Origin of the sequence: Campylobacter coli (assembly GCF_009730395.1) — a bacterium.
Lineage (GTDB): Bacteria > Campylobacterota > Campylobacteria > Campylobacterales > Campylobacteraceae > Campylobacter_D > Campylobacter_D coli.
In genome coordinates, this window is sequence record NZ_CP046317.1 from 658,571 (window position 1) to 681,574 (window position 23,004).

The 23,004-nt window shown below is 29.4% G+C and carries 25 protein-coding genes and 2 pseudogenes; 12 read left to right on the plus strand and 15 right to left on the minus strand.

Annotated elements, in window-relative coordinates; translation table 11 throughout:
- Window positions 1-117 precede the first annotated feature (117 nt).
- Genes FOC43_RS03295 through FOC43_RS03300 form a run of 3 tightly spaced genes read left to right on the plus strand, consistent with a single transcriptional unit; the run spans window position 118 to window position 2,395 of the window.
- Window positions 118-597, plus strand: a complete 480-nt coding sequence (locus FOC43_RS03295; protein WP_004284149.1) for a GNAT family N-acetyltransferase — start codon at window positions 118-120, stop codon at window positions 595-597.
- The gene (locus FOC43_RS08860; protein WP_002776832.1) at window positions 594-1,202 is read left to right on the plus strand and encodes a uracil-DNA glycosylase family protein; all 609 of its coding nucleotides are present in this window, start codon (window positions 594-596) and stop codon (window positions 1,200-1,202) included. The genes FOC43_RS03295 and FOC43_RS08860 overlap by 4 nt, the downstream gene beginning before the upstream one ends.
- Window positions 1,199-2,395, plus strand: coding sequence for a hypothetical protein (locus FOC43_RS03300; protein ID WP_002776831.1), 1,197 nt, complete (start codon window positions 1,199-1,201; stop codon window positions 2,393-2,395). Before FOC43_RS08860 ends, FOC43_RS03300 begins: the two co-directional genes overlap by 4 nt.
- Here the strand turns inward: FOC43_RS03300 and FOC43_RS03305 are convergent.
- Window positions 2,387-2,761, minus strand: a complete 375-nt coding sequence (locus FOC43_RS03305; protein ID WP_002776830.1) for a YbgC/FadM family acyl-CoA thioesterase — start codon at window positions 2,759-2,761, stop codon at window positions 2,387-2,389. The genes FOC43_RS03300 and FOC43_RS03305 overlap by 9 nt on opposite strands.
- A gap of 160 nt (window positions 2,762-2,921) precedes the next feature.
- Here FOC43_RS03305 and FOC43_RS09170 point away from each other — a divergent pair.
- Window positions 2,922-3,032: pseudogene (locus FOC43_RS09170) on the plus strand (FHA domain-containing protein); the annotation flags it as partial.
- 4 nt (window positions 3,033-3,036) lie between these two features.
- On the opposite strand, the gene FOC43_RS03310 reads toward FOC43_RS09170, so the two are convergent.
- The 10 genes and pseudogenes from FOC43_RS03310 to FOC43_RS03360 form a co-directional block, all read right to left on the minus strand.
- Window positions 3,037-4,323, minus strand: a complete 1,287-nt coding sequence (locus FOC43_RS03310; RefSeq protein WP_004284150.1) for a hypothetical protein — start codon at window positions 4,321-4,323, stop codon at window positions 3,037-3,039.
- Window positions 4,324-4,364: 41 nt separating this feature from the next.
- Window positions 4,365-4,829, minus strand: a complete 465-nt coding sequence (locus tag FOC43_RS03315) for a hypothetical protein (protein ID WP_167366651.1) — start codon at window positions 4,827-4,829, stop codon at window positions 4,365-4,367.
- Window positions 4,830-5,142: 313 nt separating this feature from the next.
- On the minus strand, window positions 5,143-5,727 hold the full coding sequence (locus FOC43_RS03320; RefSeq protein ID WP_004284153.1) for a hypothetical protein: 585 nt from the start codon (window positions 5,725-5,727) through the stop codon (window positions 5,143-5,145).
- Between the two features lie 9 nt (window positions 5,728-5,736).
- On the minus strand, window positions 5,737-6,474 hold the full coding sequence (locus FOC43_RS03325; RefSeq protein ID WP_004284154.1) for a hypothetical protein: 738 nt from the start codon (window positions 6,472-6,474) through the stop codon (window positions 5,737-5,739).
- Complete coding sequence (locus tag FOC43_RS03330) at window positions 6,464-7,447, minus strand: hypothetical protein (protein WP_004284155.1); 984 nt, start codon at window positions 7,445-7,447, stop codon at window positions 6,464-6,466. Before FOC43_RS03330 ends, FOC43_RS03325 begins: the two co-directional genes overlap by 11 nt.
- Before the next feature lie 48 nt (window positions 7,448-7,495).
- Window positions 7,496-8,206 carry a hypothetical protein gene (locus FOC43_RS03335; RefSeq protein WP_004284156.1) on the minus strand — a complete coding sequence of 237 codons (711 nt, stop codon included), beginning with the start codon at window positions 8,204-8,206 and terminating at the stop codon, window positions 7,496-7,498.
- A gap of 357 nt (window positions 8,207-8,563) precedes the next feature.
- A pseudogene (locus FOC43_RS09125) lies at window positions 8,564-9,286 on the minus strand (hypothetical protein); the annotation flags it as partial.
- A 312-nt stretch (window positions 9,287-9,598) separates the two neighbouring features.
- On the minus strand, window positions 9,599-10,018 hold the full coding sequence (locus tag FOC43_RS08865; protein WP_023890836.1) for a hypothetical protein: 420 nt from the start codon (window positions 10,016-10,018) through the stop codon (window positions 9,599-9,601).
- Between the two features lie 386 nt (window positions 10,019-10,404).
- Complete coding sequence (locus tag FOC43_RS03355; protein ID WP_002776816.1) at window positions 10,405-11,727, minus strand: HoxN/HupN/NixA family nickel/cobalt transporter; 1,323 nt, start codon at window positions 11,725-11,727, stop codon at window positions 10,405-10,407.
- The gene (locus tag FOC43_RS03360; RefSeq protein ID WP_002791942.1) at window positions 11,724-12,593 is read right to left on the minus strand and encodes a metal ABC transporter solute-binding protein, Zn/Mn family; all 870 of its coding nucleotides are present in this window, start codon (window positions 12,591-12,593) and stop codon (window positions 11,724-11,726) included. The genes FOC43_RS03355 and FOC43_RS03360 overlap by 4 nt, the downstream gene beginning before the upstream one ends.
- A gap of 132 nt (window positions 12,594-12,725) precedes the next feature.
- On the opposite strand from FOC43_RS03360, the gene FOC43_RS03365 reads away from it, so the two are divergent.
- Window positions 12,726-13,070, plus strand: a complete 345-nt coding sequence (locus FOC43_RS03365; protein ID WP_002776808.1) for a Fur family transcriptional regulator — start codon at window positions 12,726-12,728, stop codon at window positions 13,068-13,070.
- Between the two features lie 54 nt (window positions 13,071-13,124).
- On the opposite strand, the gene lepB is transcribed toward FOC43_RS03365, so the two are convergent.
- Window positions 13,125-13,973 carry a signal peptidase I gene (gene lepB / locus FOC43_RS03370; protein ID WP_002776806.1) on the minus strand — a complete coding sequence of 283 codons (849 nt, stop codon included), beginning with the start codon at window positions 13,971-13,973 and terminating at the stop codon, window positions 13,125-13,127.
- Window positions 13,974-14,831 (minus strand): bifunctional methylenetetrahydrofolate dehydrogenase/methenyltetrahydrofolate cyclohydrolase FolD, encoded by an 858-nt coding sequence (gene folD, locus FOC43_RS03375; RefSeq protein WP_002776802.1) that lies wholly within the window; start codon window positions 14,829-14,831, stop codon window positions 13,974-13,976. It lies immediately after the preceding gene.
- A 77-nt stretch (window positions 14,832-14,908) separates the two neighbouring features.
- On the opposite strand from folD, the gene FOC43_RS03380 reads away from it, so the two are divergent.
- From FOC43_RS03380 to FOC43_RS03410, 7 genes are read left to right on the plus strand one after another with little or no spacing between them, the layout of a single operon-like run.
- The gene (locus tag FOC43_RS03380) at window positions 14,909-15,256 is read left to right on the plus strand and encodes a c-type cytochrome (protein ID WP_002776800.1); all 348 of its coding nucleotides are present in this window, start codon (window positions 14,909-14,911) and stop codon (window positions 15,254-15,256) included.
- Window positions 15,253-16,527, plus strand: a complete 1,275-nt coding sequence (gene hemL, locus FOC43_RS03385) for a glutamate-1-semialdehyde 2,1-aminomutase (RefSeq protein WP_002790403.1) — start codon at window positions 15,253-15,255, stop codon at window positions 16,525-16,527. Before FOC43_RS03380 ends, hemL begins: the two co-directional genes overlap by 4 nt.
- Window positions 16,524-16,829, plus strand: coding sequence for an AtpZ/AtpI family protein (locus FOC43_RS03390; protein WP_002783745.1), 306 nt, complete (start codon window positions 16,524-16,526; stop codon window positions 16,827-16,829). The genes hemL and FOC43_RS03390 overlap by 4 nt, the downstream gene beginning before the upstream one ends.
- Window positions 16,819-17,322 (plus strand): hypothetical protein, encoded by a 504-nt coding sequence (locus tag FOC43_RS03395; protein ID WP_002776794.1) that lies wholly within the window; start codon window positions 16,819-16,821, stop codon window positions 17,320-17,322. Before FOC43_RS03390 ends, FOC43_RS03395 begins: the two co-directional genes overlap by 11 nt.
- On the plus strand, window positions 17,300-18,487 hold the full coding sequence (locus FOC43_RS03400; protein ID WP_002776792.1) for an MFS transporter: 1,188 nt from the start codon (window positions 17,300-17,302) through the stop codon (window positions 18,485-18,487). The genes FOC43_RS03395 and FOC43_RS03400 overlap by 23 nt, the downstream gene beginning before the upstream one ends.
- Window positions 18,480-20,774, plus strand: a complete 2,295-nt coding sequence (locus FOC43_RS03405; RefSeq protein ID WP_002783747.1) for a flagellar hook-length control protein FliK — start codon at window positions 18,480-18,482, stop codon at window positions 20,772-20,774. Before FOC43_RS03400 ends, FOC43_RS03405 begins: the two co-directional genes overlap by 8 nt.
- The gene (locus FOC43_RS03410) at window positions 20,771-21,052 is read left to right on the plus strand and encodes a FlhB-like flagellar biosynthesis protein (RefSeq protein ID WP_002776788.1); all 282 of its coding nucleotides are present in this window, start codon (window positions 20,771-20,773) and stop codon (window positions 21,050-21,052) included. Before FOC43_RS03405 ends, FOC43_RS03410 begins: the two co-directional genes overlap by 4 nt.
- Here FOC43_RS03410 and FOC43_RS03415 read toward each other — a convergent pair.
- Complete coding sequence (locus FOC43_RS03415; protein ID WP_002776781.1) at window positions 21,049-21,849, minus strand: phosphatidylserine decarboxylase; 801 nt, start codon at window positions 21,847-21,849, stop codon at window positions 21,049-21,051. The two genes, FOC43_RS03410 and FOC43_RS03415, sit on opposite strands and share 4 nt — an antisense overlap.
- Window positions 21,846-22,970 carry a metallophosphoesterase gene (locus tag FOC43_RS03420; RefSeq protein ID WP_002776779.1) on the minus strand — a complete coding sequence of 375 codons (1,125 nt, stop codon included), beginning with the start codon at window positions 22,968-22,970 and terminating at the stop codon, window positions 21,846-21,848. Before FOC43_RS03420 ends, FOC43_RS03415 begins: the two co-directional genes overlap by 4 nt.
- Window positions 22,971-23,004: the final 34 nt, after the last annotated feature.

Here is a 23,004-nt window from a genome sequence, read left to right on the forward strand (position 1 = left end):
ATAAAATAAGCTTGTATTTTATCTTAATCTTACTTATAAATTGCTTTTAATTAAGAGTATTTTTTATTTTATTTTGATAAATTTGCAAAATCAAATCAACAAAGGAATATTTAAAAAATGCCAAAATTTGAAATTACAACACTCGAGCGTGAAGAATTGGATATTTTGCTTGAAATGATTAAAGAATTTGCGCAATACGAAGAGATGGAAGATTCTTTACAATGTTCAAAAGAAAAACTTGAAACTTCTTTATTTGATAATCAATTTGCCCGAGCATTTTTACTTAAAGAAGATGAAAATATCATAGGATATATGATTTATTTTTATACTTTTTCATCCTTTTTGGGAAATGGTGGAATTTATTTAGAAGATATTTACATAAGAAAAAATTTTCGCAAGAAAGGTTATGGGCGAGCAGTTTTTAAATTTTTGGGACAAATATGCAAAAAAGAGAATTTAAAAAGACTTGATTGGGTGTGTTTAAATGAAAATATTTTAGGTATAAATTTTTATGAGGGTTTGAAAGCGCAGCATTTAAAACAATGGCGTAACTATCGTTTAAGTGGAGAAAATTTAGAAAAACTTTGTGAGCTATGATAAGAACTTTACATTATCTAAAGGCCATGGGTTATGATTTTACGGATGAAAATTTAAAACTCCATTCAAAAATAGAAAATTTTAAAGATTTAAGAAAAAACATTCAAGAATGTACTCTGTGTCATTTTTCCAAATCACGCTGCTTTACGCTTATGGAAAATGAGATAAAAAATGCCTCTCTTATGATCGTTGATACACTAGCGCATAAAAATGAAAATGAAAAAGGAGTTTTGTTAAATTCAAAAAAAGGAGAAAGATTAAAATTTTATCTCAAAGAAATTTTAGGACTTTGCGAGAAAGAATTTTATTTTTCTTATCTTTTTAAATGTTTTTCTAATGGAAAATTTGATGATTTTTCGCTACAATCTTGCTTACCATTTTTTTGGAATGAGTTAGAACTTGTCCAGCCTAAAATGATTCTTTGTTTAGGTGAGTATCCTTTTAAAAGCTTGGGTTTTTCAGACTTTAACGCTCTTAGAGGAGAAATCTTTGCTTATAAAAATTTCTTTATAATGGCAAGTTTTGAGCTTGAATTTATAGAAAAAAATCCAAGCTGTGAAAAAATTTTTATACAAGATCTAAAAAAAATTAAAGGATTTTTATGAAGAAAATATTTTTAATCTTATGTTTATGCTTTGGCTTTGTTTTTGCCAAGGAGCAAAAATTAGTCGATGTTAAACCTGCTGAAAATTTTTATCCAAAAATAAGCACACAAGAATGTGACTCAAACTGCCTACTAGAACTTTTAGAAGCAAGGCTTTATCTTAGTTTTTTGAGCGAATTTGTTGATCAACATGATCAATTTTTATCAAATATTTATGCCAAACTTTTAAATTCTATTACGGATTTTGACAAAAATTTACAAAAAATCACTTCTGTAAAGCTTGCCATCATCATACCTGAAAAAACTATAAAAAGTTATTCTAATACCATAATCAACTCAAGCATTGCCTATCTTTTAAGCCAAAGGGCCGAAATTAAAGTTAAAGTTTTTTTAACCGGCACAGAAGACAATGATAAAATTCGTTCAACACTCGAGCAAGTTCAAGCTCAAGGCTATCAATACGCTATTGCTGCACTAACGCTTAAAGGCGTGAATCAATTAAAAGATTATTCAGGAGATATGAAAATTTTCATCCCTACTCTTCATAAAAATAATGTTTCTTTTTCAAATTTAAACAAAAATATAATCTTTGGAAGCATAGATTATGATGCTCAAGTGTTAGCACTTTTAAACAAGGCAAATTCCGATATAGCAGCCTTTAGCGATGGATCTATGCTTTCGAGTAATTTAAATTCTCGCGTACTTGAACAAAATGCAAATACAAGATTTTATCGTGTTGAGGGAGAAAAACTTGATTTTTATAGACTCTTACGCTCGCAAGGCAGTTTAAATAATGCTTCAATATTTCTCAACACTCCTTTAATCAAAACAGCACTTATAAGCTCTCAATTACGCGTATATAACATCCAACCTTTTGTGCTCTTATCAACTCAAATCAATTATAATTCTACATTTTTAAGTCTTACTCAAGAAGGGGACCGTAAAAATTTTATTCTTGCAAATTCTATTGATAATCACGATGATAATCTATCATATCTAAACGAAATTTTTAATCAAAGCATAGATTACAACTGGATAGCATATGCTACGAGCATAGGAACAGATTATTTTTACACTCAATTTTTAAATACCAAAAGCGATAGCCTTTTTGATGAAAAAATTCAAAATTCTCAAATTTTATATAAAGTTCGCCTCATGAAAGGATCTAAAGCTAGTTTTGAAGAATTAAAATAATTCTTCAAAAAGCTTTTTAATTCCCGCATCTATCTTAGCAGGCTTCTCATTTTGAATATACGCAAGGGTAAGTTCAACCTTAAAAAGCAAAATCTCATCTCTATAAATCTCTTGCGCAATATCAACTGAAGCATTTTTTATTTTTAAAAGCTTTGTTTTAACCTCTATAATATCACCAAGTTTAGCTGACTTTATAAAAAAACAATTTGCTTTTGTTAATAAAAAATGTCCCTTATTAGCATCAAAAATCGGTGCATTTTTAGCAAAAAAAATTTCACTTCTTGCTCTTTCACAAAATTTTAAATAATTACTATGATACACTACTCCTCCAGCATCTGTATCTTCATAATATATGCGTATTTTCATTTTAGAATCCTTTTGTCAAAAATTCAATCAAAAACTAATGTATCAAAAAATATGTTAAATTTTTCTAATTTTAAACATATCTAAATGAAATTTTATCCATATTTAAAAAGTAATCAAGCTTTACATTATTATAAAAATTAAAATTAAAATGCAGTTTTACTTTTTAAGATATCTTGAAGCTGCCATACAAAACAATATTAAAGAAGATAAGATTCTTTTTGAGAATCTTACCCTAAAAGCATTGGAAAAGTATATTAAAGATTTTGAGTGATTTTTTAATCTTTAATGCCATTTTCTTCACCAAATTTTAGTATCTTAGCTCTAAGCTCCTTTGGGAAATTATATCTATAAATAGCAGGGATTCTTGGATCAAGGAGTTTGTCTAAATATCCTCTTTTATAAATCCATTCCAATCTTTCAGGCGTAAAATAATAAGGGGCATTAGGATAGCCTTGAGGAGGAGTGAGGGCTGCGAGTTTGGCACTTAATATTAGGGTATCCATAGTCAGTTTAGCAGATCTTTCATCTCTTTCGTTTCTAATATCTACATCAAAATTAGTTTTCATCCCATTTCTATATCCATCCATAGCATCATCAAATTCATTTCTACTTTCAGGAGTAGAATCCACATCTCTTGGATCTTTTAATTTACCTTTTTCAATATCATTATATAAAGCCCAAATGATTCTGCCTTCTTCATCATAGGCAAAATCATATTTATTTAAATCAATCACCCAATCTGCTCCCATAATCTCATCTATAAAAGGTAGCATACCAAATTCATTAGGCTGTATAGTTTTAGCTAATTCTTTTACCAATTTAGCCCTTAAAGGATTTTTATGTATCCCTGCCATACCTATACCTATTTCTAAAAGATTATCAGCATAATTATAAATTCCTCTTTTTATACCTAATTCTTCATATCCTCCACCTGTGAGTTGAATATATAAAATAAAACATTGTATCATTCTGGCATTAAAGCCATGATTTTTAGAACGCACAAAATATTCAGGTTTTCCTAGTATTCCTGCTGCTATACCCCATTCTTGTCTAAAAAGAGAAGATTTTAAGGTTTCTTTATTATTGTTAACTTCATCATAAATATAGGCGTATTCTTCATTGATTAAATATCCTTTTTCATCTACATTAGCATAAGCATCATAGGGTATATCTATAACTGTACTTCTTATACCACTTCTTATAATTAGATATTTATATCTTTCTCTTTTAGTTTTTAAAGATTTATAATAAGCTTTTTCTGCTTTAGTCCAAGGAGCTATGCTTCCTTTGATAGGATCTTTTAAATATATGCTTTGCCATTCTGTAAATTCAAGTAAAGTAGAAGCTTTACCTGTATAAAAGTTAGGATCTAGATACTTGGGTTGATAGTCTTTGTAGGGGGAGTTTTTCATAATATGATAAGATTTAAAAACCGCTTTGGAATATTCTTCGGTATAATTGCCTGTGGGTTTAATATTTTCTTTAAATAGTATTTTATTGGTATCTTTTTCCACATCTAATGTTAATCCATCGGGTGTATAAATCTCATAAGTTTCGCTCATTATTTATCCTTCGTAAAATCCAATGTAAAATCCAAATAAACTCATCTATTAATTTTTCCTATCCATCTTATAATATTACCCTTATCATCAATCTCTACTTCTAAATCTTTGTATTTGTTGTAAAATTTAGGAGCTAAGATTTCATTAAAATATTTTGTGCCTTTTTGAGTGCGAAAGCAATTGATATTATACACATCCCAATTATCCAAATTCCCCCAAAAATCGCCTTTTGTTACATGATTTACTAAATTATCATTATAAGAATAAATATAATTATCTCTAAAATATTTCCAAGTTTCATATTTATTTTCTTTTTTGTATTGTGATAAATTAGGAGTTTTTGTATTTTCATTGTCCATTTTATGGTATGCGCAACGCCAAAAATCAATATAATCATCTAAAAAAAGTTGTCCTACAATGGCTACATAATCATCCGCATAATGATTTGCTAATTTATATAAATTTGAAAAATCAAATAAATAATCAGCAAAAATTGTTTCATCCATTTCTGCTTCGTTATCAAAACTTGTCAAAATTGTCATTTCAAACAATTCTAAAATATCTGTTTTTTAAGGTTTGGAATTTGTAGAAAAAGGTGCATTTCATAGTATTTACTTATTTTTTTACCTAACTCGTAAAAATAAAAATTCATATGCTCTTTATTTAATACTTTATATTTCATCTTAAATCTCTCAAATTGTGAATTTTTGTTTTTGATTCTAAAATTTTTAGATTCATCTATTAATCTCTCCAATCCACCTAAGCACACTACCTTTATCATCAATTTCTACTTCTAAATCTTTGTATTTGTTATAAATTCTAGGTTCTAAATTTCGTGCCTTTCTCTGTTCTTGCTACCCAAAATCTATATCTATCCCAATATTGTGGCGTATTCCAAGAAGAATAAACATAATCATCATCACTCATATCTTTATAGGGTTCTTTAACTTCCATTATATCCCTACAATAAGCTTCTGTATAAAAGAAATTATCTCTAAAATAAATCCAAGCTTGGTATTTATCACCTTGATTGGAAAGTAAATTTTCCTCCTTATTTTGCAAACCACACATACCAAATTCTATATAACCTGCTAGGAAAAGTTGTCCTATAATGCTTACATACTCGCTATTGTAATTCGGTTTTATGGAGTTTTTTAAGTTTTCATCTTCTGTAAAAAACAAAGGAAAACATGTATCATTAAATTCGCACCCATCTTGCAGAGTTGATCCTAAAAAATGATCTTCAAAATATTCTAAAATATCGGTTTTTTTAATATTTGGAATTTGTAGAAAAAAGAGCATTTCCCAATCACCACGATAAATCTCATATTTTATTTTATAAAATATCTCATCAAAATCAGGAAAAAATGAGCCGTATTTATGAATTACTTTGCCAATCGCCATTTTTATCTTTCATCTATTAATCTCTCCAATCCACCTAAGTATATTACCCTTATCATCAATCTCTACTTCTAAATCTTTGTATTTGTTGTAAAATTTAGGAGCTAAAATTTCATTAAAGTATTTTGTGCCTTTGGGGGTTGTTGCTACCCAGATATTGTATTGTGACCAATATTGTGGTGTATCCCAAGAAACATCATTTAAAATAAGACTATATCCACCCTCGTCTAATGTTTCAGGATCGTCCAAATCTCTAATAAATTTGTCTTGATAAAAGAAATTATCTCTAAAATATATCCAAGCTTGGTATTTATCTTCTTTATAATAAGATAAGTTTGAGGGATAGTCTATTTTATTTCTATCTTCTTCATCGCAATAAGAACCAAAGTCTATATATCCTGCTAAGAATAGTTGTCCTAAGATGTTTATATATTCACTTATATAGGTAGGTTTGGGTGTATTTAAAGAGAAAGGGTTGCTAAGATTATCAATGTTACAAGTACCCAATAAAATTAAATTATTACATTCCCATCTTGATACGCCCATGCTTTTTCCACAAATAAATAAAATATAATACTCAAATAACTCTAAAATATCCATTTTTGTTATCAGGCAAGAAGATATAATTAAAGAGGGATTATTGTAGGCATTTTCTTTTAATTGTGTTTTCTTCCATAAGCTATAATCTATATCAGGAAAAAATATAGCACATTTTTCTTCTTTATTCCATTTGATATAATTATACTTCATTTTTCACCCCATTTTCTATATGTATTGTTCTAAGATTTCCTCTTGGTTTATTAGAAATTACCTCTATGGTCTCACCTCCACTTTTAGAAGCTTTTTTATATTGTATAATAGTTTGATCATCTAATTTTCTCATTTTTATAGTACCTCCAAGTTTATCTTGATTTATATCTTTTAATATGTCTGCCCCATCTGTAATCTCTTCCCAAATTTCTTTTATTTGTTTATTATCCTTAACCCAGAAAACATTCTTGCTTCTACCAAGTCCTAATTCTTTAGAAGTCTTAAGATTGTATTTATTTTTTAACACCTCTATCACTTCTTGTTTAGTGGCATATTTGGATTTTTTCTTAATAATATTTTTTGCATTTTTAGGATTTTTCACTGCACCAAGCATTGCTAAGGCATCACCGATAATGCTGACATTTTCAAGTGAATTTGAAATATCTTCCACTATACCTTCTAATGGGGTAAATAAAGGCTTTATAGCTCCGCTTGATGATTTTTCCCATTCTTTAAATTCATCAAATATTATCTCAATAAACTCTCCACTACCATCTTGTGTTTGTATTCTTATAACATTATCAGGGATGATTTCTTGAGTATTGTTATAGTTTTCATTGGTGTGAGCTTGTGTGGTATTTGTATCATCTTTTATATTATCACTTATAAGCATATCTTTATCATTTGCGTTAAAATAATCCTTAGTATAAACATTAAAGCGACACACATTTTCATTATCAAGCCACTCATCTAAACCTTTTGCAATTTCAAAACCAATCTTTTGCATTTTAGCAGGAGCTAAAAAAACTCTATGATGGATGATGTTTTCATTTTCTCTATAATCTTTATCATATTCATGTAGCTGTGTAAAATACCCTACTCCTAGATCTTTGTTTTTAAATTCTTTATAAGCACTTTTATAAACTTTGGCAATGTTTTTGGGGATAACAAAGATTAATTTTAACAAATGCATACCAAGTCTAATCTCACACTCTTTAAATTCATAATCTTTACTAAAGTCTTATTTAAGAGTATTTAGTACATTAATATCATTTAGATTGAATAAATCATTTTTAGATAATTCTAATTTATCTAAACCTTGTTCGTTTTGATATAGGGTATCGTTTAGATATAAATTAGTGAAAAGATTGTCTTTTTGATATTTGTGCTCTTTATAATACATTCTTAATCTAGCTTCTTTTAACTCTATTTGATTTTTGCTTTGTTCTCCTAAGCCCTCCTCAGGATCAAAGCTGTGATCAAATTTAAACTTAGTAGGGGTAAAGCTTACTTTTAAAGCAAAGCCTTTATCTGTTTTACAAGCTGAGATGAGTTCTTGTAATATAGCGTATTCTCCATTTACTTTCTTTTGAGATAAGGAGCCTTTAATATCCACTACCTTAGTACAAGGATAACTTACATTAGCTATAGTGTGAGGACAAGCTACTATACTAGAGTTTAATAAATCACTTTCTAGCATTATAGGGATACCATCACTTTTAAAGGATTTTCCTTTGTTTGATTTAAGTATGACTTTGCCTCCATGGATACATTCTAGGTTTTGATTTTCTAAAAGAGCGTGAAGTTTGGCTATGCTTTGTTTTTTATCTACTTGTGTGGTTTTTTGTTCTTTTAGAGTGTTTGAAATTAAATCTTTGTATTCTAAGCTTTGTTTTCTTAAGCATTCTAATTTGATATTTAAAGAATTTTCTATAATAGAATAATTAAGCAAGCAAAGTTCATCATTTTTATAAAAGATACTAAGTCTTCCTAAACCACTGCCTTCATCTTTAGGAGAAAAATAATAACTGGGTATATCTTGTTTTATAAGATTATCTTGATCTAATTCTCCAAAGTAAAAAGGATTATTAGGAAGTTCGGTGGAGCCTGTAAGGAGGGTGGAGTTTCGGAAGATATAAGCTTGATAGCTTTGGAGTTCTTCAAAAGTAAAATCTGTCGTTGCTTCTAATTTATAAAGTTCTTCATAAATGCTTTGACAATCAATGATGCTTTTATTTTCACAAAATAAATAAATACTTTTTTATCTTTATGAATAGAATATAAAAAGTCTCTACCTATCATAATTTTCCTAAATAATACCTATTTTGGCTTTTCCACTAAAATATAAAGCTTGCGATATTTTACAAACTCCACCTAAATACCGCTCATCCCAAATTTGATCTTTTAGCCTATAAACTTTTGAATTATATCCATATATTTTTGTTATATTGTTAATATTTTCAAGACATTTCATATCTTTATAAACTGCAATGAAAATTCTAAATTCCCCAATGGCAATTTTATGGGCTAAATTTTCTTGATTATTAATAAAGGAACAATCTTTTCTGTATTTATTAAAATCATTTTTATCAAGAATTAAAATATATTTTTCTTTTTCTTGCACCTTTAAAATAAAATCTATAATTTCTGTTTAACTAATAATAGGAACTTTATAACTTGTATAATAACTATCTCCAAGCTCTTCTAAAATACCATTGGTTTCTTGCATTATAATGGCTATTAATGAAAGAGAATACTCAAAGTGGTTAATCTTTTCTGGATGGTTTTTATTGAACCCAAAAGAGCTATTTTTATTAGTAGCATTATTTTTTAACACAAAAGTTTCTGTATAAATTTGAATATTTTTCATAAAATGATTAAGATACTCTATACACTCACTAAGGCTTTTATCTTTAACTTTGTTATAGTTAGCATCTAATTCTAAAAGATAAGAATAAAAATAGAGAGTATTAACAAGAGGTTTTATGGAGTGATCGTTTTTTCCTGTATATATACCTAAGGCATTATAATTAAGCCTATGCTTCCAAGAAAGACTAAAAACCTTGAAACGCTTTTTGTAGATTTAAAGATGATTTTATAAATAAATTTTAATATAAGATAAGAAAGAATAGTAGAAATTATAATAAGAAGTAATATGTATGTCATGGGTTATCTCCTTAGACTCTCTATTTTATTAAAATTAAGATATAGTTTATAAGTTATATTCAGCAGTATAACTTTTTCTTTATCATTAAAATAATAGAGCTTGTTTTTTCATATATTTTTATCCTTTATAGTTTATATTTTTAGTCTTTGATTTGAGAGATAAGTTCTTTAGGATTCATCAGTAACTTTGTCCTGTATATTTTTCATCACTTTTTATAAATTTACCATTGGTAAAATAATGAAAAGATCCTCCGCCTGCACTTTTACGACTTATGCTTGAAAAGCTAAATCCTCTTCCTTCATCTCCAAATAAACCATAGTTTTTTACTTTATAATCTATCATGGTAGAAAAAACAACAGGATATTTTTTACCCTCACACACATAATAAGTTGTCATACCTAAATAAGGTCTTAATTTTTTATAGTTTTCTTCACCCATATATGCTTTAAATTGATCTTCATAGTATGCAAATTCGGGTTTATCTTTGAAGTTGAAGTTTGATTCTCCTATTTTATAATTATAATCATTACGATAATATTTACAACCATTAGAAAGGATTTGGGGGAATTTTTTTCTATGACTTTTAATTGATCCCAAAAATCATCCCCTAAAGACATTTTTTTCATTGCCTCTCCTTTCTTTCTTTCATTTTCCAATATCTCTTCTCTTATTTTTTTATCAAAGATATAAATTCCACCATAATTACTTGCAAGAGTTTTTATTTCACTTGCTTTTTTTCTTTAAAAGCACATGCACTTAAAAATACTAAAGAAAATAAGCTTAGAATTATCATTGTGATTTTCATTTAATGCTCCTTTGTTTAAAATAAGCATATTATAAAATAATTTTTATATGAATTGATTTTAAACACTAAGCATTTTTTCATAGTTTATAAACTACATGCTTGCTTGTTAATTATGTATGATTTGAAAAATCTAGATTTAGATAAAAAATATTTTACCCATTTTATCTAGAAATTTCTTTTATAGTGCATTTGTTTTTATATTGATAAACAAAAACAAACCAAATAAAAACATAACAATAAGTCCAAAATATTCTAAAAAGATTCTTATTTTTGTATGTGAAATGCTTTTATAAAATTGATTTGCTCCTAATGCAAAAGCAAACAATACTAAACACATTCCCAAAGTGATAAAAATAGCAGAGCTTAACGCATACCAAAAACTAAACTCATAGGCAAATACTATAAGTAAAACAACCCCGGGACAAGGCACTAAAGCAGCACTAAGTATAATACCCCATTCATTGCTTTTATGATGAGCACAGCAGCATTGCTTTTTATCGCTTAATATCTTTTTACTAATCATAAATAAAGCAATAAAAATAATAAACAAACTCGTAATCTTAGTCAATACAAAGCCAGCTTCATTATTGACATCTTTTAATAAATGCTCAAGTAAAACCACTCCAACACTTACCAATAAAAACGCACTCAATATGTGAATAACTCCTATCCTAGATACAAAGTACAATATCTTTAAGGGTGTACTTTTATGGGTTAAAAAATACGAACTTGTCAGCATTTTAGCATGACCTGGAGCACTAGCATGAAAAACACCATACGCAAAAGAAATCACTAATAAAATCAAAAAGGATTTAAAATCAAATTCTTTTCTTAATATATCTTTAATATGGGCAAAAAGTGTATTATTAAATTCAATCAATTTTTCTAAAAAATTTTTTGAAGGAGAAGGACTTGGAGTATTATCTATATATACATCTTGAGGTAATTGCCCTTGATATACTTCAAAAGATGCAGTGCTTGAATCAATACTAGAAATGATATAATTTTGCGAATTTAGGCTTATAGAATTTTGATTTTTTATATTAAAATTAAAAAATCCTCCATCATCGTGAATTTTTATACTAAAGGTGTTATAATCTTTAATGGGCATATCTAAAACAACTTGATAACTAAAGAACAAACGAGGAGACTTTATCTGCAATTTAGGATTTTTAAATTGCTTGATATTTATATTTTCTTCCAAGCCATTAAAGCTAAATTGAGTTAAAAAATGCTTAGGTTTTATGTAGTCTAAAAGTGTGTATTTTACAATTTCAAGTTCATCAGGATCAAATTTATCATTATAATTAAAGTCATAATTTTCAAGCAAAACATTAAAAAATTCTTCTGAAAATTCCCAGCTTATATCTACTTGTTTGATTTTTTCATTGCTCATATTAAAATCTAAATTTACATCTACATTTGGGGTGTAAGTTGCGCACAAGGCGCAAGAATATAAGTTGCTTAAAGCTAGAAATATTAAAACAAAAATCGCTCTCATTGCAAGGCCGAACTTAAAGCTTGGATACTTTTTAGAAGCTCCTCATCCCAATTTCTAGCCAAATGATTAATAGAAACAATTTGAGCATTTAATTCTTTAGCTAACACTTTTGCAGAATTTTCTGGAAAGCCAGGCTGAACAAAGATAACGCGTATATCTTTTTCTTTTGCAAGCTTGATAAGATTTTGCAAATCTTTACTTTTAGGCTCTTTACCATCAATTTCTACAGGAATTTGCACAAGATTGTATCTTTTAGCCAAATAAGCCCAACTTGGATGATAAACTATAAATTCATTTCTTTTAATATTTTTAAGTTTCTCTGCGATTTGAGCATCCATTTGATCAAGCTCTTTTAAAAAGTTAGCCAAATTTGCTTCATAAAATTCTTTATTGTTTGGAAAACTTTGCACTAAAGCTTGGGTAATATTTTGTGCCAATTTTTTAACCAAAATAGGATCAAGCCAAACATGAGGGTCATTATGCTCATCATGCTCTTCTGCGTGATGTCTATCGTGATCATGATCGTGTTCATGCTCATGATCATGCCCTCCTTCAAGAAGATGAATACCTTCATTAATATTAACAATTTTTACATTTTTTAATACACTTTTAAATTTTTTTTCCAAAATTTTTTCAAGCTCTAAATCTGCTAAGAAATAAATTTCACTTTGCTCTAATTTTTTCAATGCTTGAGGCTTAAACTCCATAGTATGCTCATCTGAATTTGGTGGTATGAGTATATTTATTTCAACGCTGTCTTTAGCTATTTTTTTCACAAAAAAAGCTTGAGGTGGAATGCTGACACTAATTATGGGCTTTCCAAAAGCAAAAACACATAATACACTTAATAATAAAATTCTCAACATAGATTTTCCTTATAATAAAATATTTTGAAATTATACAAAATGCAACTTAGTTGCAACTTAAACATAAAGTTGCAAACATAAAGCTTTTTTATGCTACAATAAAATATAATTTATATTTTAAAGGTAAATCTTATGGAAGCTCTTGAATTATTAAAAAAACACGATATAGCTATAACAGACCTACGCGTAGAATTACTACAAATTTTATCCCTTGCAAAGACTCCATTAAGTTACGATCATTTTGATATCAAAGCCAATAAAACCAGTTTTTATCGTAATATGGAACTTTTTGAAAAAAAGGGTATTGTTAGTAAAAGTGAGTTAAACCGCAAAAGTTTTTATGAATTAGCAGATCACGCTAAGGCACATTTTGTTTGTGATAAATGCCATAAAATTAGCGATGTTCAAATGCCAAAAGTAAAAGGTACGATTAAAAGTGTGCTTATAAAAGGCATTTGTAGTGATTGTGAAAAATAAAATAAGCCAAATTTAAGAAAGTGATTTTATTTACTGCTTATACAGAAAACAAAATCAACTCAATTTATCCTCATCATCATGATCATGAATGTATTCTTCTTCATTTTCCAAAGTATCAACAAAACGCCCTATCCTTTCCCAGCGAACATTTTTATCTTGATCCCATGAAAAATAAACAAACCAAGGCTTTCCTACTATCAAACGATAAGGAACAGAGCCCCAAAAACGGCTGTCATAAGAATAATCTCTATTGTCCCCTACCATAAAATATTCTTCTTCGGCCACATCAAAAACATAGGCATTACCACCACTAAAGCCTATATTATTTCCAAGTTCTTTAAAATAAGTTGGCGACATAGCAAATTTGCCCACACTAAGAAAACGCAAAATATCACTTTCTATATCTTTGTTTAAATCATAATGAATCCCTTTTTGCCTATAAGGCTCTTTAACATAAATTTGCCCTCCAAGGGTTGCCAAATCATCAGGATAATGTTCTTTCATAAATTCATCACCCTCATGCATTCTTACATAAAGTGTTTTATTGGCATAAACGATTCTATCTCCGCCCACTCCTACACAGCGTTTTACAAAATGCTCTTTTTCATTTTTAGGGTTTCTAAAAACCACTATATCGCCTCTTTGGGGGCTTTGCCCTTTGATTAAATGTCCATCTTTATCAAAATCCGGTAAAACTGGAATTTCAAGCCACGGAATATGTGGAGTTGGAATTCCATAGCTGAATTTTTTAACAAATAAAAAATCACCTACAAGCAAGGTATTTTTCATCGAACCTGAAGGTATAACAAAGGCTTGTATAAAGAAAAAGATTACTAAAAGAACGATGATAACCGTTCCTGTCCATGATTGTGAAAATTTATAAAGTTTTTTTAAAAAATTCATTTATATTCCTGATTTTAAACTATTTTTAGCTGATTTTACTGTGTTTTCCAAAAGCATCGCTATAGTCATAGGGCCTACACCGCCTGGAACAGGGGTTATAAAACTGGCTTTTTTTGAAACCTCTTCAAAATCCACATCGCCTACTATTTTGCCATTTTCAAGGCGATTAATTCCTACATCAATTATAATAGCACCCTCTTTAACCATATCTGCACGAAGCAAATTAACACATCCTGCTGCTACTATAATCAAATCTGCTTTTTGAGTATAAGCGCTCAAATCTTTTGTTTTTATATGACAAATACTTACCGTACAACCCGCATTTAAAAGCATGGTAGCCATAGGACGACCTACTATATTTGAAGCACCGATTACAACGCTATCTAGTCCTTCAAGATTGATATCATAAGCTTTTAAAAGCTTCATAACGCCAAGTGGAGTGCAAGGTAAAAATCCACTTTCCAAACCTAAATTTAAATAACCCACATTAATAGGATGAAAGCCATCCACATCCTTACTACTGATGATACTTTCTAAAATTAAATCCTTGCTGATATGTTTTGGTAAAGGAAGCTGAACTAAAATTCCGTGGACACTATCATCGTGATTTAAGGTATTAATAAGAGCTAAAAGCTCATTTTGAGTTGTATTTTCATCCAAACGATAAACCAAAGATTTTATATCACATTCTTCGCAAGCTTTAGCTTTAGAATTGACATAAGTTTGACTTGCTGGATCATTACCTACTAAAATTACCGCAAGGCAAGTTTCTACTCCATTTTCTTTTAACATTTTGTTTTTTTCTTTAAGTTCTTGTTTAATCTTGGCGCTTAAAGCTTTACCATCAAGCAAAGTCATTCTTTTCCTTTATAAATTTATCACTTTTTTAAAGTAAAAATTGTATCATATTAAAACTTCATTAACAAGGTGAAATTTTGAAAGCTGTTTTAATATTTCTAGGAGCCATTTTAAATCTTTTTGCTTCTGATTTCATAACACTTAAAGAGTATTCGAAAATGCTCTATGAAAACCCAAGGGGTATTAGTTGTAAAAAATGCCATGGTAACGATGGAAGCGAACAAACTCTAGGTTTTTATATGAAAAATGGAGTTAAAACAGCCTATAAAGTCCCAAGTATTCAAAATCTTAGTTTTGAAGAATTTCAAAATTCTCTTAATCAAGACAAAGATGCAAAATCGATCATGCCAAATTACTCATTAACCAATGATGAAATTATAACCTTATATAATTACATCAAGCAATCTAAAAAGGAGCAAAAATGACAAACAAAAAAGCTTTTAAAATAGCTTGCAGTCTTATTGCAGGAGGTGTAAATTCTCCTGTTCGTGCTTTTGCCAATGTGCAAAGTGAGCCTAGATTTATATCCCATGGAAAGGGAGCTCATATTTTTGATATAGAAGGCAATAGCTATATTGATTATATGCAAAGTTGGGGACCTTTGCTTTTTGGGCATTGCGATAAAGATATATTAAAAGCTTGCAATGAGGCTTTAAAAAAGGGTTCAAGCTTTGGTGCGCCGACTTTGCTAGAAACACAACTGGCCGAGCTTGTTTTAGAAGACTTTCCGCATTTAGATAAAATTCGCTTTGTAAGCAGTGGTACAGAAGCGACCATGAGTGCCATACGCCTTGCTCGCGGTTTTACCAAAAAAGATAAAATTCTAAAATTTGAAGGTTGCTATCACGGGCATTCAGATTCTTTACTTGTAAGTGCTGGAAGTGGCGCTGCTACTTTTAATTCACCGAGCTCTTTAGGGGTTTTAGCAGATGTAGCAAAGCATACTCTAGTAGCAACTTATAACGATATAGAAAGCGTAAAAGAGCTTTTTGAGAAAAATAAAGACATTGCTTGTGTTATTATCGAACCTATTGCAGGAAATATGGGATTAGTTCCTGGCAAGCAAGATTTCTTAGAAGAGCTTGTCAAAATTTGCAAAGAAAACGATACCTTGCTCATCTTTGATGAAGTGATGAGTGGATACAGAGCTTCATATCTTGGCTCTTATGGTATCAATCACATACAAGCAGATATCGTTACTTTTGGCAAGGTTATAGGTGGAGGCTTACCTGCAGCAGCTTTTGCAGCTAGAGCAGAAATCATGGATATTTTAAGTCCATTAGGAGGAGTTTATCAAGCAGGAACACTCAGTGGAAATCCTTTGGCAATGGCTGCAGGAATTGCTAGTTTATCTAAAGCCAAAAAGAAAAAAGATCTTTATACTAAACTTGGAAAATTAGCCAAAAGGCTTACTAAGGGAATGAAAGAACTTGCAAATGAAAGAGGTGTTGCTTTACAAACTTGCTATATAGGCTCTATGTTTGGATATTTTTTCACACAAGATCCAGTGTATAATTATAAAGATGCTCTAAAATCTGATCTTAAACTCTTTTCTAAATTTCATCAAAATATGCTTAAAAATGGAATTTATCTAGCTCCTTCTCAATTTGAAACAGGATTTATCTGCGCTAAAATGAATAAAGAGCATATCGATAAAACCCTACAAAGTACACATGAAAGCTTTAAGAAACTATGAGTGAGAATTCTAATAAAAGACAAAAAATCATTCGCAAGACTATAGAAGCCGCAGATGGGCTTAGTCTTGGAATTTCCATGGTCGTTGCTATTTTAATCGGGATTGGCGTGGGGTATTTGTTAAAAAAATTTACACCCTACCCTTGGCTTTTTTGGCTGGGTGTATTTTGGGGTGTTGCAGCAGCAATACTTAATGTTTATAAAACCTATAAATCACAAGTTAAAAGCTATGGAGAATTTCAACAAAGAGACGAGTTTATAAAAGAGAAAATTCGCCAAAAAGAACAAGATAATGGAAAATAAAAAAGCTTTTTTTATTATCTTGTGCTTAATTCACGTCTTGTTTTATTGCATTCTTGTTATTTTTAAATGGATAAATTTAAATATAATTTTAAGCTATGAATTTGCTTTTTTTAGCATTTTATTGATCGTTTTTACTTCTTATTCTAATTATAAGAAATTTATCCTAGCTCAAGCAAAAAACCATCAAAAAGATTTCATTTATCCGAGTTTATTTTATATAAAAAAGATAGAAAAGTTACCTAGAATTGTTAAATTTATTTCCATTAAAGACGATTTATCTCTAAATTTTAAAGATAGGTTACGCTTTTTTACTTTGTTTTTTGCCTTATTTAAATTGATAGCCTATGGGGTTTTAGTTGCGGGATTTTTATTTTTACATCGTCAAGATAAATTAGATATTTTATCCTATATATGTGGAATTTCATCCTTGCTAGTATGTGTTTTTATTTTTATGCTGTATATAAGAAGATATGAGTCCAAAAAAAATCATTAGATCCATGACAGCACTTTTTGCCAGTATGACATTTTTGTTTGCAGGCAATGCCTTGATCGTAAGCTCCATAGGTGTTATTTTAAAAGAAAATAAAGAAAGCTCCTTGGCTGTTGGAGTGCTAAGCTCTTGCTTTTTTATAGGAGCCCTTATAGGCACCATCGGAGCACATAAAATCATCTCTCGCATAGGACATATAAGATCTTTTGGTTTATTTGGTGCGGTGTTTGGAATTTCTGCTATGCTTCATACCCTTAGTGAAAATCTTGTTTTTTGGGCGATTTTAAGATTTTTTATAGGAATTTGCTATTATGGGCTTTTAATGGTAATAGAATCATGGCTTAATGAAAAAAGCAAAAACGCCGTTCGTTCTAGAATTTTAGGTTTTTATGAAATCGTATTTTATCTTGCGTTTGGTATTGGGATTTTGATTATTGCTTTAGATTTAAACAAGCATAATATATTTATTTTAAGTGCAGCACTTATCTTGCTTTCATCATTGCCTTTAAATTTAATCAAGATCAAAGAACCCGTCTTGCCCGCACCAAGTCCTATTTCTATACCTAAAATTTTTGATATAGCTCCTTTAGCTATTGTTACAAGTTTTATAGCTGGAATGCTTATTAATGGGTTTTTTTCTATGGCGTCTTTGTTTATACTTTTACAAGGCTTTGGAGCTCAAGAAGTTTCTTATTTTATGTTTTGTGGGGTGCTGGGTGGATTTTTAGCCCAAATTGTAGTAGGAAGTATTTCTGATAAAATGGGACGAAAATTCGCAATCATCACTTGCTCAAGCATAGGTTTTTTTACCATGCTTATCTTTGCTTTTTTTAAACTTCATTTGTATATGCAATATTTTTTAGGCATTTTACTTGGTATAGGAGTTTTTTGTCTTTATGCTCTAGCTCTTGCAAGGGCTAATGATATGCTAACAAACAAAAATCAAGGCGTTGAACTGGGTCGTGGGGTTTTATTTTGTTATTCTTTAGGCTCTTTGTTTGGTCCTTTAATTTTAGGATTTTTAATACAATATTTTAATACAGATGGTTTTGTTTGGTTTTATATAGCCTCTCTTGGATTTCTTATCCTTTTTGCAGTTAATAAACCCAATATTTTAAATAAAAAATTTAAGAAAAAACCAGGAAATATGGTGATGCTTGATGATTAATACTCAACTTACAAGCCAAATTGCAAATGCACAAAAAAATGACATAAAAACCGATAGTGGGATAAGTAAAGATAAATTAAATTCTAAAGATAATCCTAAAGAAGCACTTTCTCAAGCCTTAAAACAAAATTTGGGACTAAGTAAAAATGCAAGCGATGAAGAAGTTTTAACTCGTTTTGTTCAAAATGAAACAAGCGCAAAATTAAAAGAACTTGTCAATAAGCTCTTAGATCAAATCAATGCACAAAAAAATCCTGACTCACCTATGCTTAAACAAGGAAAAAATCTAAATTTAGCTCCTAATTTTGCCAATGAATTAAAAGTCTTAAGCACAGAACTTGCAAAAAGCGATACCTTTACTCAAGTTTTGGATAAATTAAACCAAATTTTAAAACCCGCAAGTGAAATAAAAAATAGTAATTTAGCGCCATTGTTAAAAAATTCGGGTATCTTTTTTGAAGCGAAATTAAAAGACGCTTTAAACGAGGAATTATTACCCAAAAGTTTTCATTCTCTTATAAGCATGATTAAAAGTCTTAGCAGTGAAAAGATTGGTGCGCAAATTGCACAGCTTGCAAATGCAAATTTAAGTCCTAAAGACACCTTAAAAGAATTAAGAAATATTATTTATTCTAATAAAAATGAAAATAAGCAAATTTTAAATCAAAGCTCTTTTAAAGCTCTTTTAAATTTAAGCTCAAAACTAGAGAATTTTAAAAACTATATCGCTAAAAATCCAAGCCATACTCAAGAAAAAATTCTTCCTATAGCTAGTAAAATTGCAAAAGAATTAAATGCGATAAAAAATGATTTTTTTAAAGCTTTAAACAGACCAGAAAATTTAATGATAAAAGATACCGAGCTTTTAAAACAAAGTGCAAAAGCTTTTGAAAAATTAGAAAATACCTTAAAAAATATCCTAGGTGATCATTTTCCTAAAACACCCCAAAAAGAAAGTATTTTAGAAAGTCTTTTAAATCATAAAGAAAACATTAAAAATGAAAATATTAAAAACGAAAATATCAAAGAAGATATAAAAGCTCAAAACGAAGACATTAACAAGAATGATGAATATACCAAAGATGAAAGCCCCGACTCTAGCATCAAACAAGAAGAAAGTGAAGAAAAATCCCCTCAAGTACCAAAAAAAGAAAATTCATTAGATGATAATGATGCGGATATAAAACAAGATATCAAAAAAGAAGAAAATTTAGAATCTCAAGAAGATTTTCATCCAAAAGAGGATCAAAATTTGGATTCTAAAACGGAAAATCGTAAAGACAATACTCAAGATTCAAAAAATAAAACAGAAGAAAATCAAGCAGAAAACAATACAAAAAATTCCACCTCAAACCAGGATAAAATCAAAGATGAAAAACAAGAAAAAATTAAAGAAAATATAACCAAAGAAAATCCTAAATTTTACGAAACAAAAACAGAAAACAAAACTTCAGCAAACACTCATAATCCAAACAATACTCAAAATACACAACAATTAAACAATCAAACCGCCCAAAATATCATAAAAAATCAAGAATTTATAAAACAAAATATTGTAAAGAATTTGGCCTTTAGCGTAGAAAATTTGGACTTAGAGCAAGTGCAGGATTTAAGCAAAAGCTTAAGCAATCTTTCAAGAAAAGTCAATGAAAGCCTAAAAGAACTCGAACCCCATACTCAAAATGCCAAACTCAATCAAGCAGAATTAAAAACCTTAGAACATAAATTAAATTTATCCATAAAAGATTTAGCACAAATTAAACCAAAAACCGAGCAGGATATAGCCGAATCTTTACATCATGATGTAAAATCAACCCTTTTGCAAATTTCAAATTTAGCCAAAAATGAAGGTAACGAAGCTGTATACAATCAAGCCAATCGTCTTTTAGCGCAAATTGAACTCAATCAACTCATGTCTTTAGCTAATGATTCTATCAATACCTATCTGCCCTTTTCTTGGGAGGATTTAGATGATTCTAAGATCATGTTTAGGCGCGGAAAAAAGGATAAATTTTTTGCTCAAATCAAACTTGAATTTGCCAAGCTTGGCGATTTGGAAATTCTTATCTCTTTAAACAATGATAAATACATAGATATTAATATCATGGCAGAAAATGTTGAATTTAGAAAAACCATCTATGAAAATGCTCACGAACTTAAAAGAAATATCAATAAAGCGGGACTTTTAAGTGCAAATTTCTTTGTAGGAGATATCATAAGAAGCAAATTTGATACAAGAAATGTCAAAAATTTAGATCTTGAAATGGGTATGGATAAAAAAGTATGAGCAAGATAAAAAAATCAATCAAAAAAGCTGTCGCTCTAGGCTATCAAAAAGAAAAAAATTCAGCACCTAAAGTTCTTGCTAGCGGCAAAGGAGAAAGTGCTGCTAAAATTATCTCTTTAGCTAAAGAACACGGAGTTCCTATCAAAGAAGATGAGGATTTGATAGAAATTTTAAGTAAATTAGACTTAGGAGATGAAATTCCACCCAATATGTATAAAGCTGTGGCTGAAGTTTTTGCTTTTATTTATCAAATGGCAAATAAAACACCTAAAAATTAATCTGCTATTTTTTCTCCAAATTTAACATTCTGCCCTGCTTTAAGCTTGATATCTAAAAGTCCTTTTTGAGCAATTAAAACTATGGTAGAACCTAATTCAAAATTTCCCAATTCTTCACCTTTTTTAAGCTCTAAATTTTCATATTTTCTAGTAAAATTATGAGAAAATTTTGCATTAGTTTGTATGCTTGTATCAAATTTAAAACGCATTTTTCCTACATTTTGAGCTCCTACAAACACAAGCCAAAAAATACCCTTTTCATTTTGACATTTTAAACTCACTCTTTCATTTTTTACATATAAATTACTAATACGCTCTAAATGCTTTTCATTAACACTATAAAGTGCCCCGCTTGTATAAGTTGCACTTAAAATTTGCATATTGCAAGGACTATGATAGCGGTGATAATCTCTTGGAGAAAGATAGATATTAACATAATCAAGCCCATTTTCCAATTCTTCTTTTTTAAAACTATCCTTTAAAAGCTCTTCTATGCTATAAGTATGCCCTTTAATCGAAAAAGCAAAGAGTGCATTATCTGCTAAAAAAGCACTTCCGCACTCTAAAATTTTCCCATCACTTGGACTTATAAAACCCTCATTTATCTCTCTTGGAATTTGCAAAGATCTTGTAAAAAGTGCATTTAAGCTTTCATATTCACAAGGAGCTTTAAATTCGCTCATATCGATCTTAAAATAATTGACATATTTTTCATTGATTATTTTTTGTATAAAACTAGGAAATTCAACCCCTGCTATAAGTCCAAAAATTCTTGAACTCTCATTAGAAAAACTCATTTTTCACCTTTCAAATTTAAAATTACAATTTCATTGGGAGCAAAAACTCTTAAACTAGGCCCCCAAAAACCTGCCCCACTGCTAACAAAAAGTTTGGTATTTTCTCCTAAATCATAAAGCCCACGTATAAAACCTTGATGAAGCTTTACTAAAAACATAAAAGGGAAAATTTGTCCCCCATGCGTATGACCACTTAAAATAAGATCAAAATCACTTAAATTATAGAGCAAGGCTGTTTTAGGCTGATGAGCAAGCAAAATACTAGCTTTACTTGTGTTTAAATCTACCTTAACCCTTGCTAAATCAGGAGCGTACAAACCCTTACTAAGCCCTGCTAAATCTCCAAGTCCTGCGATATTTATAAAACCTAGGTCTAAATTTTGGTTAAGTAAAATTTTCATATTGGTGTATTCTTTAAGTAAATTTAAAACTTCATCTACTCCATGATAATACTCATGATTACCCAAAGCATAAAAAGTTCCATAGGTGGATTTTAAATCATTAAGCCTTGAAATATAATTTTGCAATTCTTTAGGATTTGTATCTACTAAATCCCCCACTATAACCACCATATCAGGCTTTTGCAAATTTACTTCAACGATGAGCCTATCCAAAAAATCCTTATGCAAATTTTTACCCAAATGTATATCTGTAAGCATAGCTATTTTTAAGTCGCGATCAAGTTTGGCAAGATAGATATCCGTACTTTGAATTTCAGGCACTCTTATAGCGTTATTTATACTTGTATAAATCAATACTACTGCTAAGCTTATGATAGTTAAATCAAAAACCGAGCGCAGGGCAAGACTATATTTTTTATGCATCTTACCCATTAACATTAAAATAAGCCTTATAAAATCAAGCCCCAAAGTTATAAAAAATAAACAATAAGTCGGTGCATACAATGCAGCCAAAAATTCGTACCAAGTATCGCTTAGGTATTCATTTCTGCGAAAGATTAAAAATATCGCTTGAGCTAGAAAAAGCAGAGTAAAAACAAAGGCAAAAATTTTATAAAGATACTTAAAGATAAAAATTTTCTTAATCAATCTTTTATAAATATAAATATTTGCCAAACCAAAAATCAATAACGTAACGAAAGAAAAAATAAAAAATATCATAATCCTAATTATAGCAAAGCAAATTAAATATCCA

Excerpts from the sequence above, each read along its gene's own strand:
- FOC43_RS03405 (WP_002783747.1), top strand. The coding sequence starts at position 18,480 with ATGATTAATACTCAACTTACAAGCCAAATTGCAAATGCACAAAAAAAT.
- FOC43_RS03310 (WP_004284150.1), bottom strand. The coding sequence starts at position 4,323 with ATGAGCGAAACTTATGAGATTTATACACCCGATGGATTAACATTAGAT.
- FOC43_RS03390 (WP_002783745.1), top strand. The coding sequence starts at position 16,524 with ATGAGTGAGAATTCTAATAAAAGACAAAAAATCATTCGCAAGACTATA.
- FOC43_RS03420 (WP_002776779.1), bottom strand. The coding sequence starts at position 22,970 with ATGATATTTTTTATTTTTTCTTTCGTTACGTTATTGATTTTTGGTTTG.
- hemL (WP_002790403.1), top strand. The coding sequence starts at position 15,253 with ATGACAAACAAAAAAGCTTTTAAAATAGCTTGCAGTCTTATTGCAGGA.
- lepB (WP_002776806.1), bottom strand. The coding sequence starts at position 13,973 with ATGAATTTTTTAAAAAAACTTTATAAATTTTCACAATCATGGACAGGA.
- FOC43_RS03330 (WP_004284155.1), bottom strand. The coding sequence starts at position 7,447 with ATGCATTTGTTAAAATTAATCTTTGTTATCCCCAAAAACATTGCCAAA.
- FOC43_RS03305 (WP_002776830.1), bottom strand. The coding sequence starts at position 2,761 with ATGAAAATACGCATATATTATGAAGATACAGATGCTGGAGGAGTAGTG.
- FOC43_RS03360 (WP_002791942.1), bottom strand. The coding sequence starts at position 12,593 with ATGTTGAGAATTTTATTATTAAGTGTATTATGTGTTTTTGCTTTTGGA.
- FOC43_RS03395 (WP_002776794.1), top strand. The coding sequence starts at position 16,819 with ATGGAAAATAAAAAAGCTTTTTTTATTATCTTGTGCTTAATTCACGTC.
- FOC43_RS03295 (WP_004284149.1), top strand. The coding sequence starts at position 118 with ATGCCAAAATTTGAAATTACAACACTCGAGCGTGAAGAATTGGATATT.
- FOC43_RS03325 (WP_004284154.1), bottom strand. The coding sequence starts at position 6,474 with ATGAAGTATAATTATATCAAATGGAATAAAGAAGAAAAATGTGCTATA.
- FOC43_RS03315 (WP_167366651.1), bottom strand. The coding sequence starts at position 4,829 with ATGGATGAAACAATTTTTGCTGATTATTTATTTGATTTTTCAAATTTA.
- FOC43_RS03320 (WP_004284153.1), bottom strand. The coding sequence starts at position 5,727 with ATGGCGATTGGCAAAGTAATTCATAAATACGGCTCATTTTTTCCTGAT.
- FOC43_RS03410 (WP_002776788.1), top strand. The coding sequence starts at position 20,771 with ATGAGCAAGATAAAAAAATCAATCAAAAAAGCTGTCGCTCTAGGCTAT.
- FOC43_RS03365 (WP_002776808.1), top strand. The coding sequence starts at position 12,726 with ATGGAAGCTCTTGAATTATTAAAAAAACACGATATAGCTATAACAGAC.
- folD (WP_002776802.1), bottom strand. The coding sequence starts at position 14,831 with ATGACTTTGCTTGATGGTAAAGCTTTAAGCGCCAAGATTAAACAAGAA.
- FOC43_RS03400 (WP_002776792.1), top strand. The coding sequence starts at position 17,300 with ATGAGTCCAAAAAAAATCATTAGATCCATGACAGCACTTTTTGCCAGT.
- FOC43_RS03355 (WP_002776816.1), bottom strand. The coding sequence starts at position 11,727 with ATGAGAGCGATTTTTGTTTTAATATTTCTAGCTTTAAGCAACTTATAT.
- FOC43_RS08860 (WP_002776832.1), top strand. The coding sequence starts at position 594 with ATGATAAGAACTTTACATTATCTAAAGGCCATGGGTTATGATTTTACG.
- FOC43_RS03415 (WP_002776781.1), bottom strand. The coding sequence starts at position 21,849 with ATGAGTTTTTCTAATGAGAGTTCAAGAATTTTTGGACTTATAGCAGGG.
- FOC43_RS03300 (WP_002776831.1), top strand. The coding sequence starts at position 1,199 with ATGAAGAAAATATTTTTAATCTTATGTTTATGCTTTGGCTTTGTTTTT.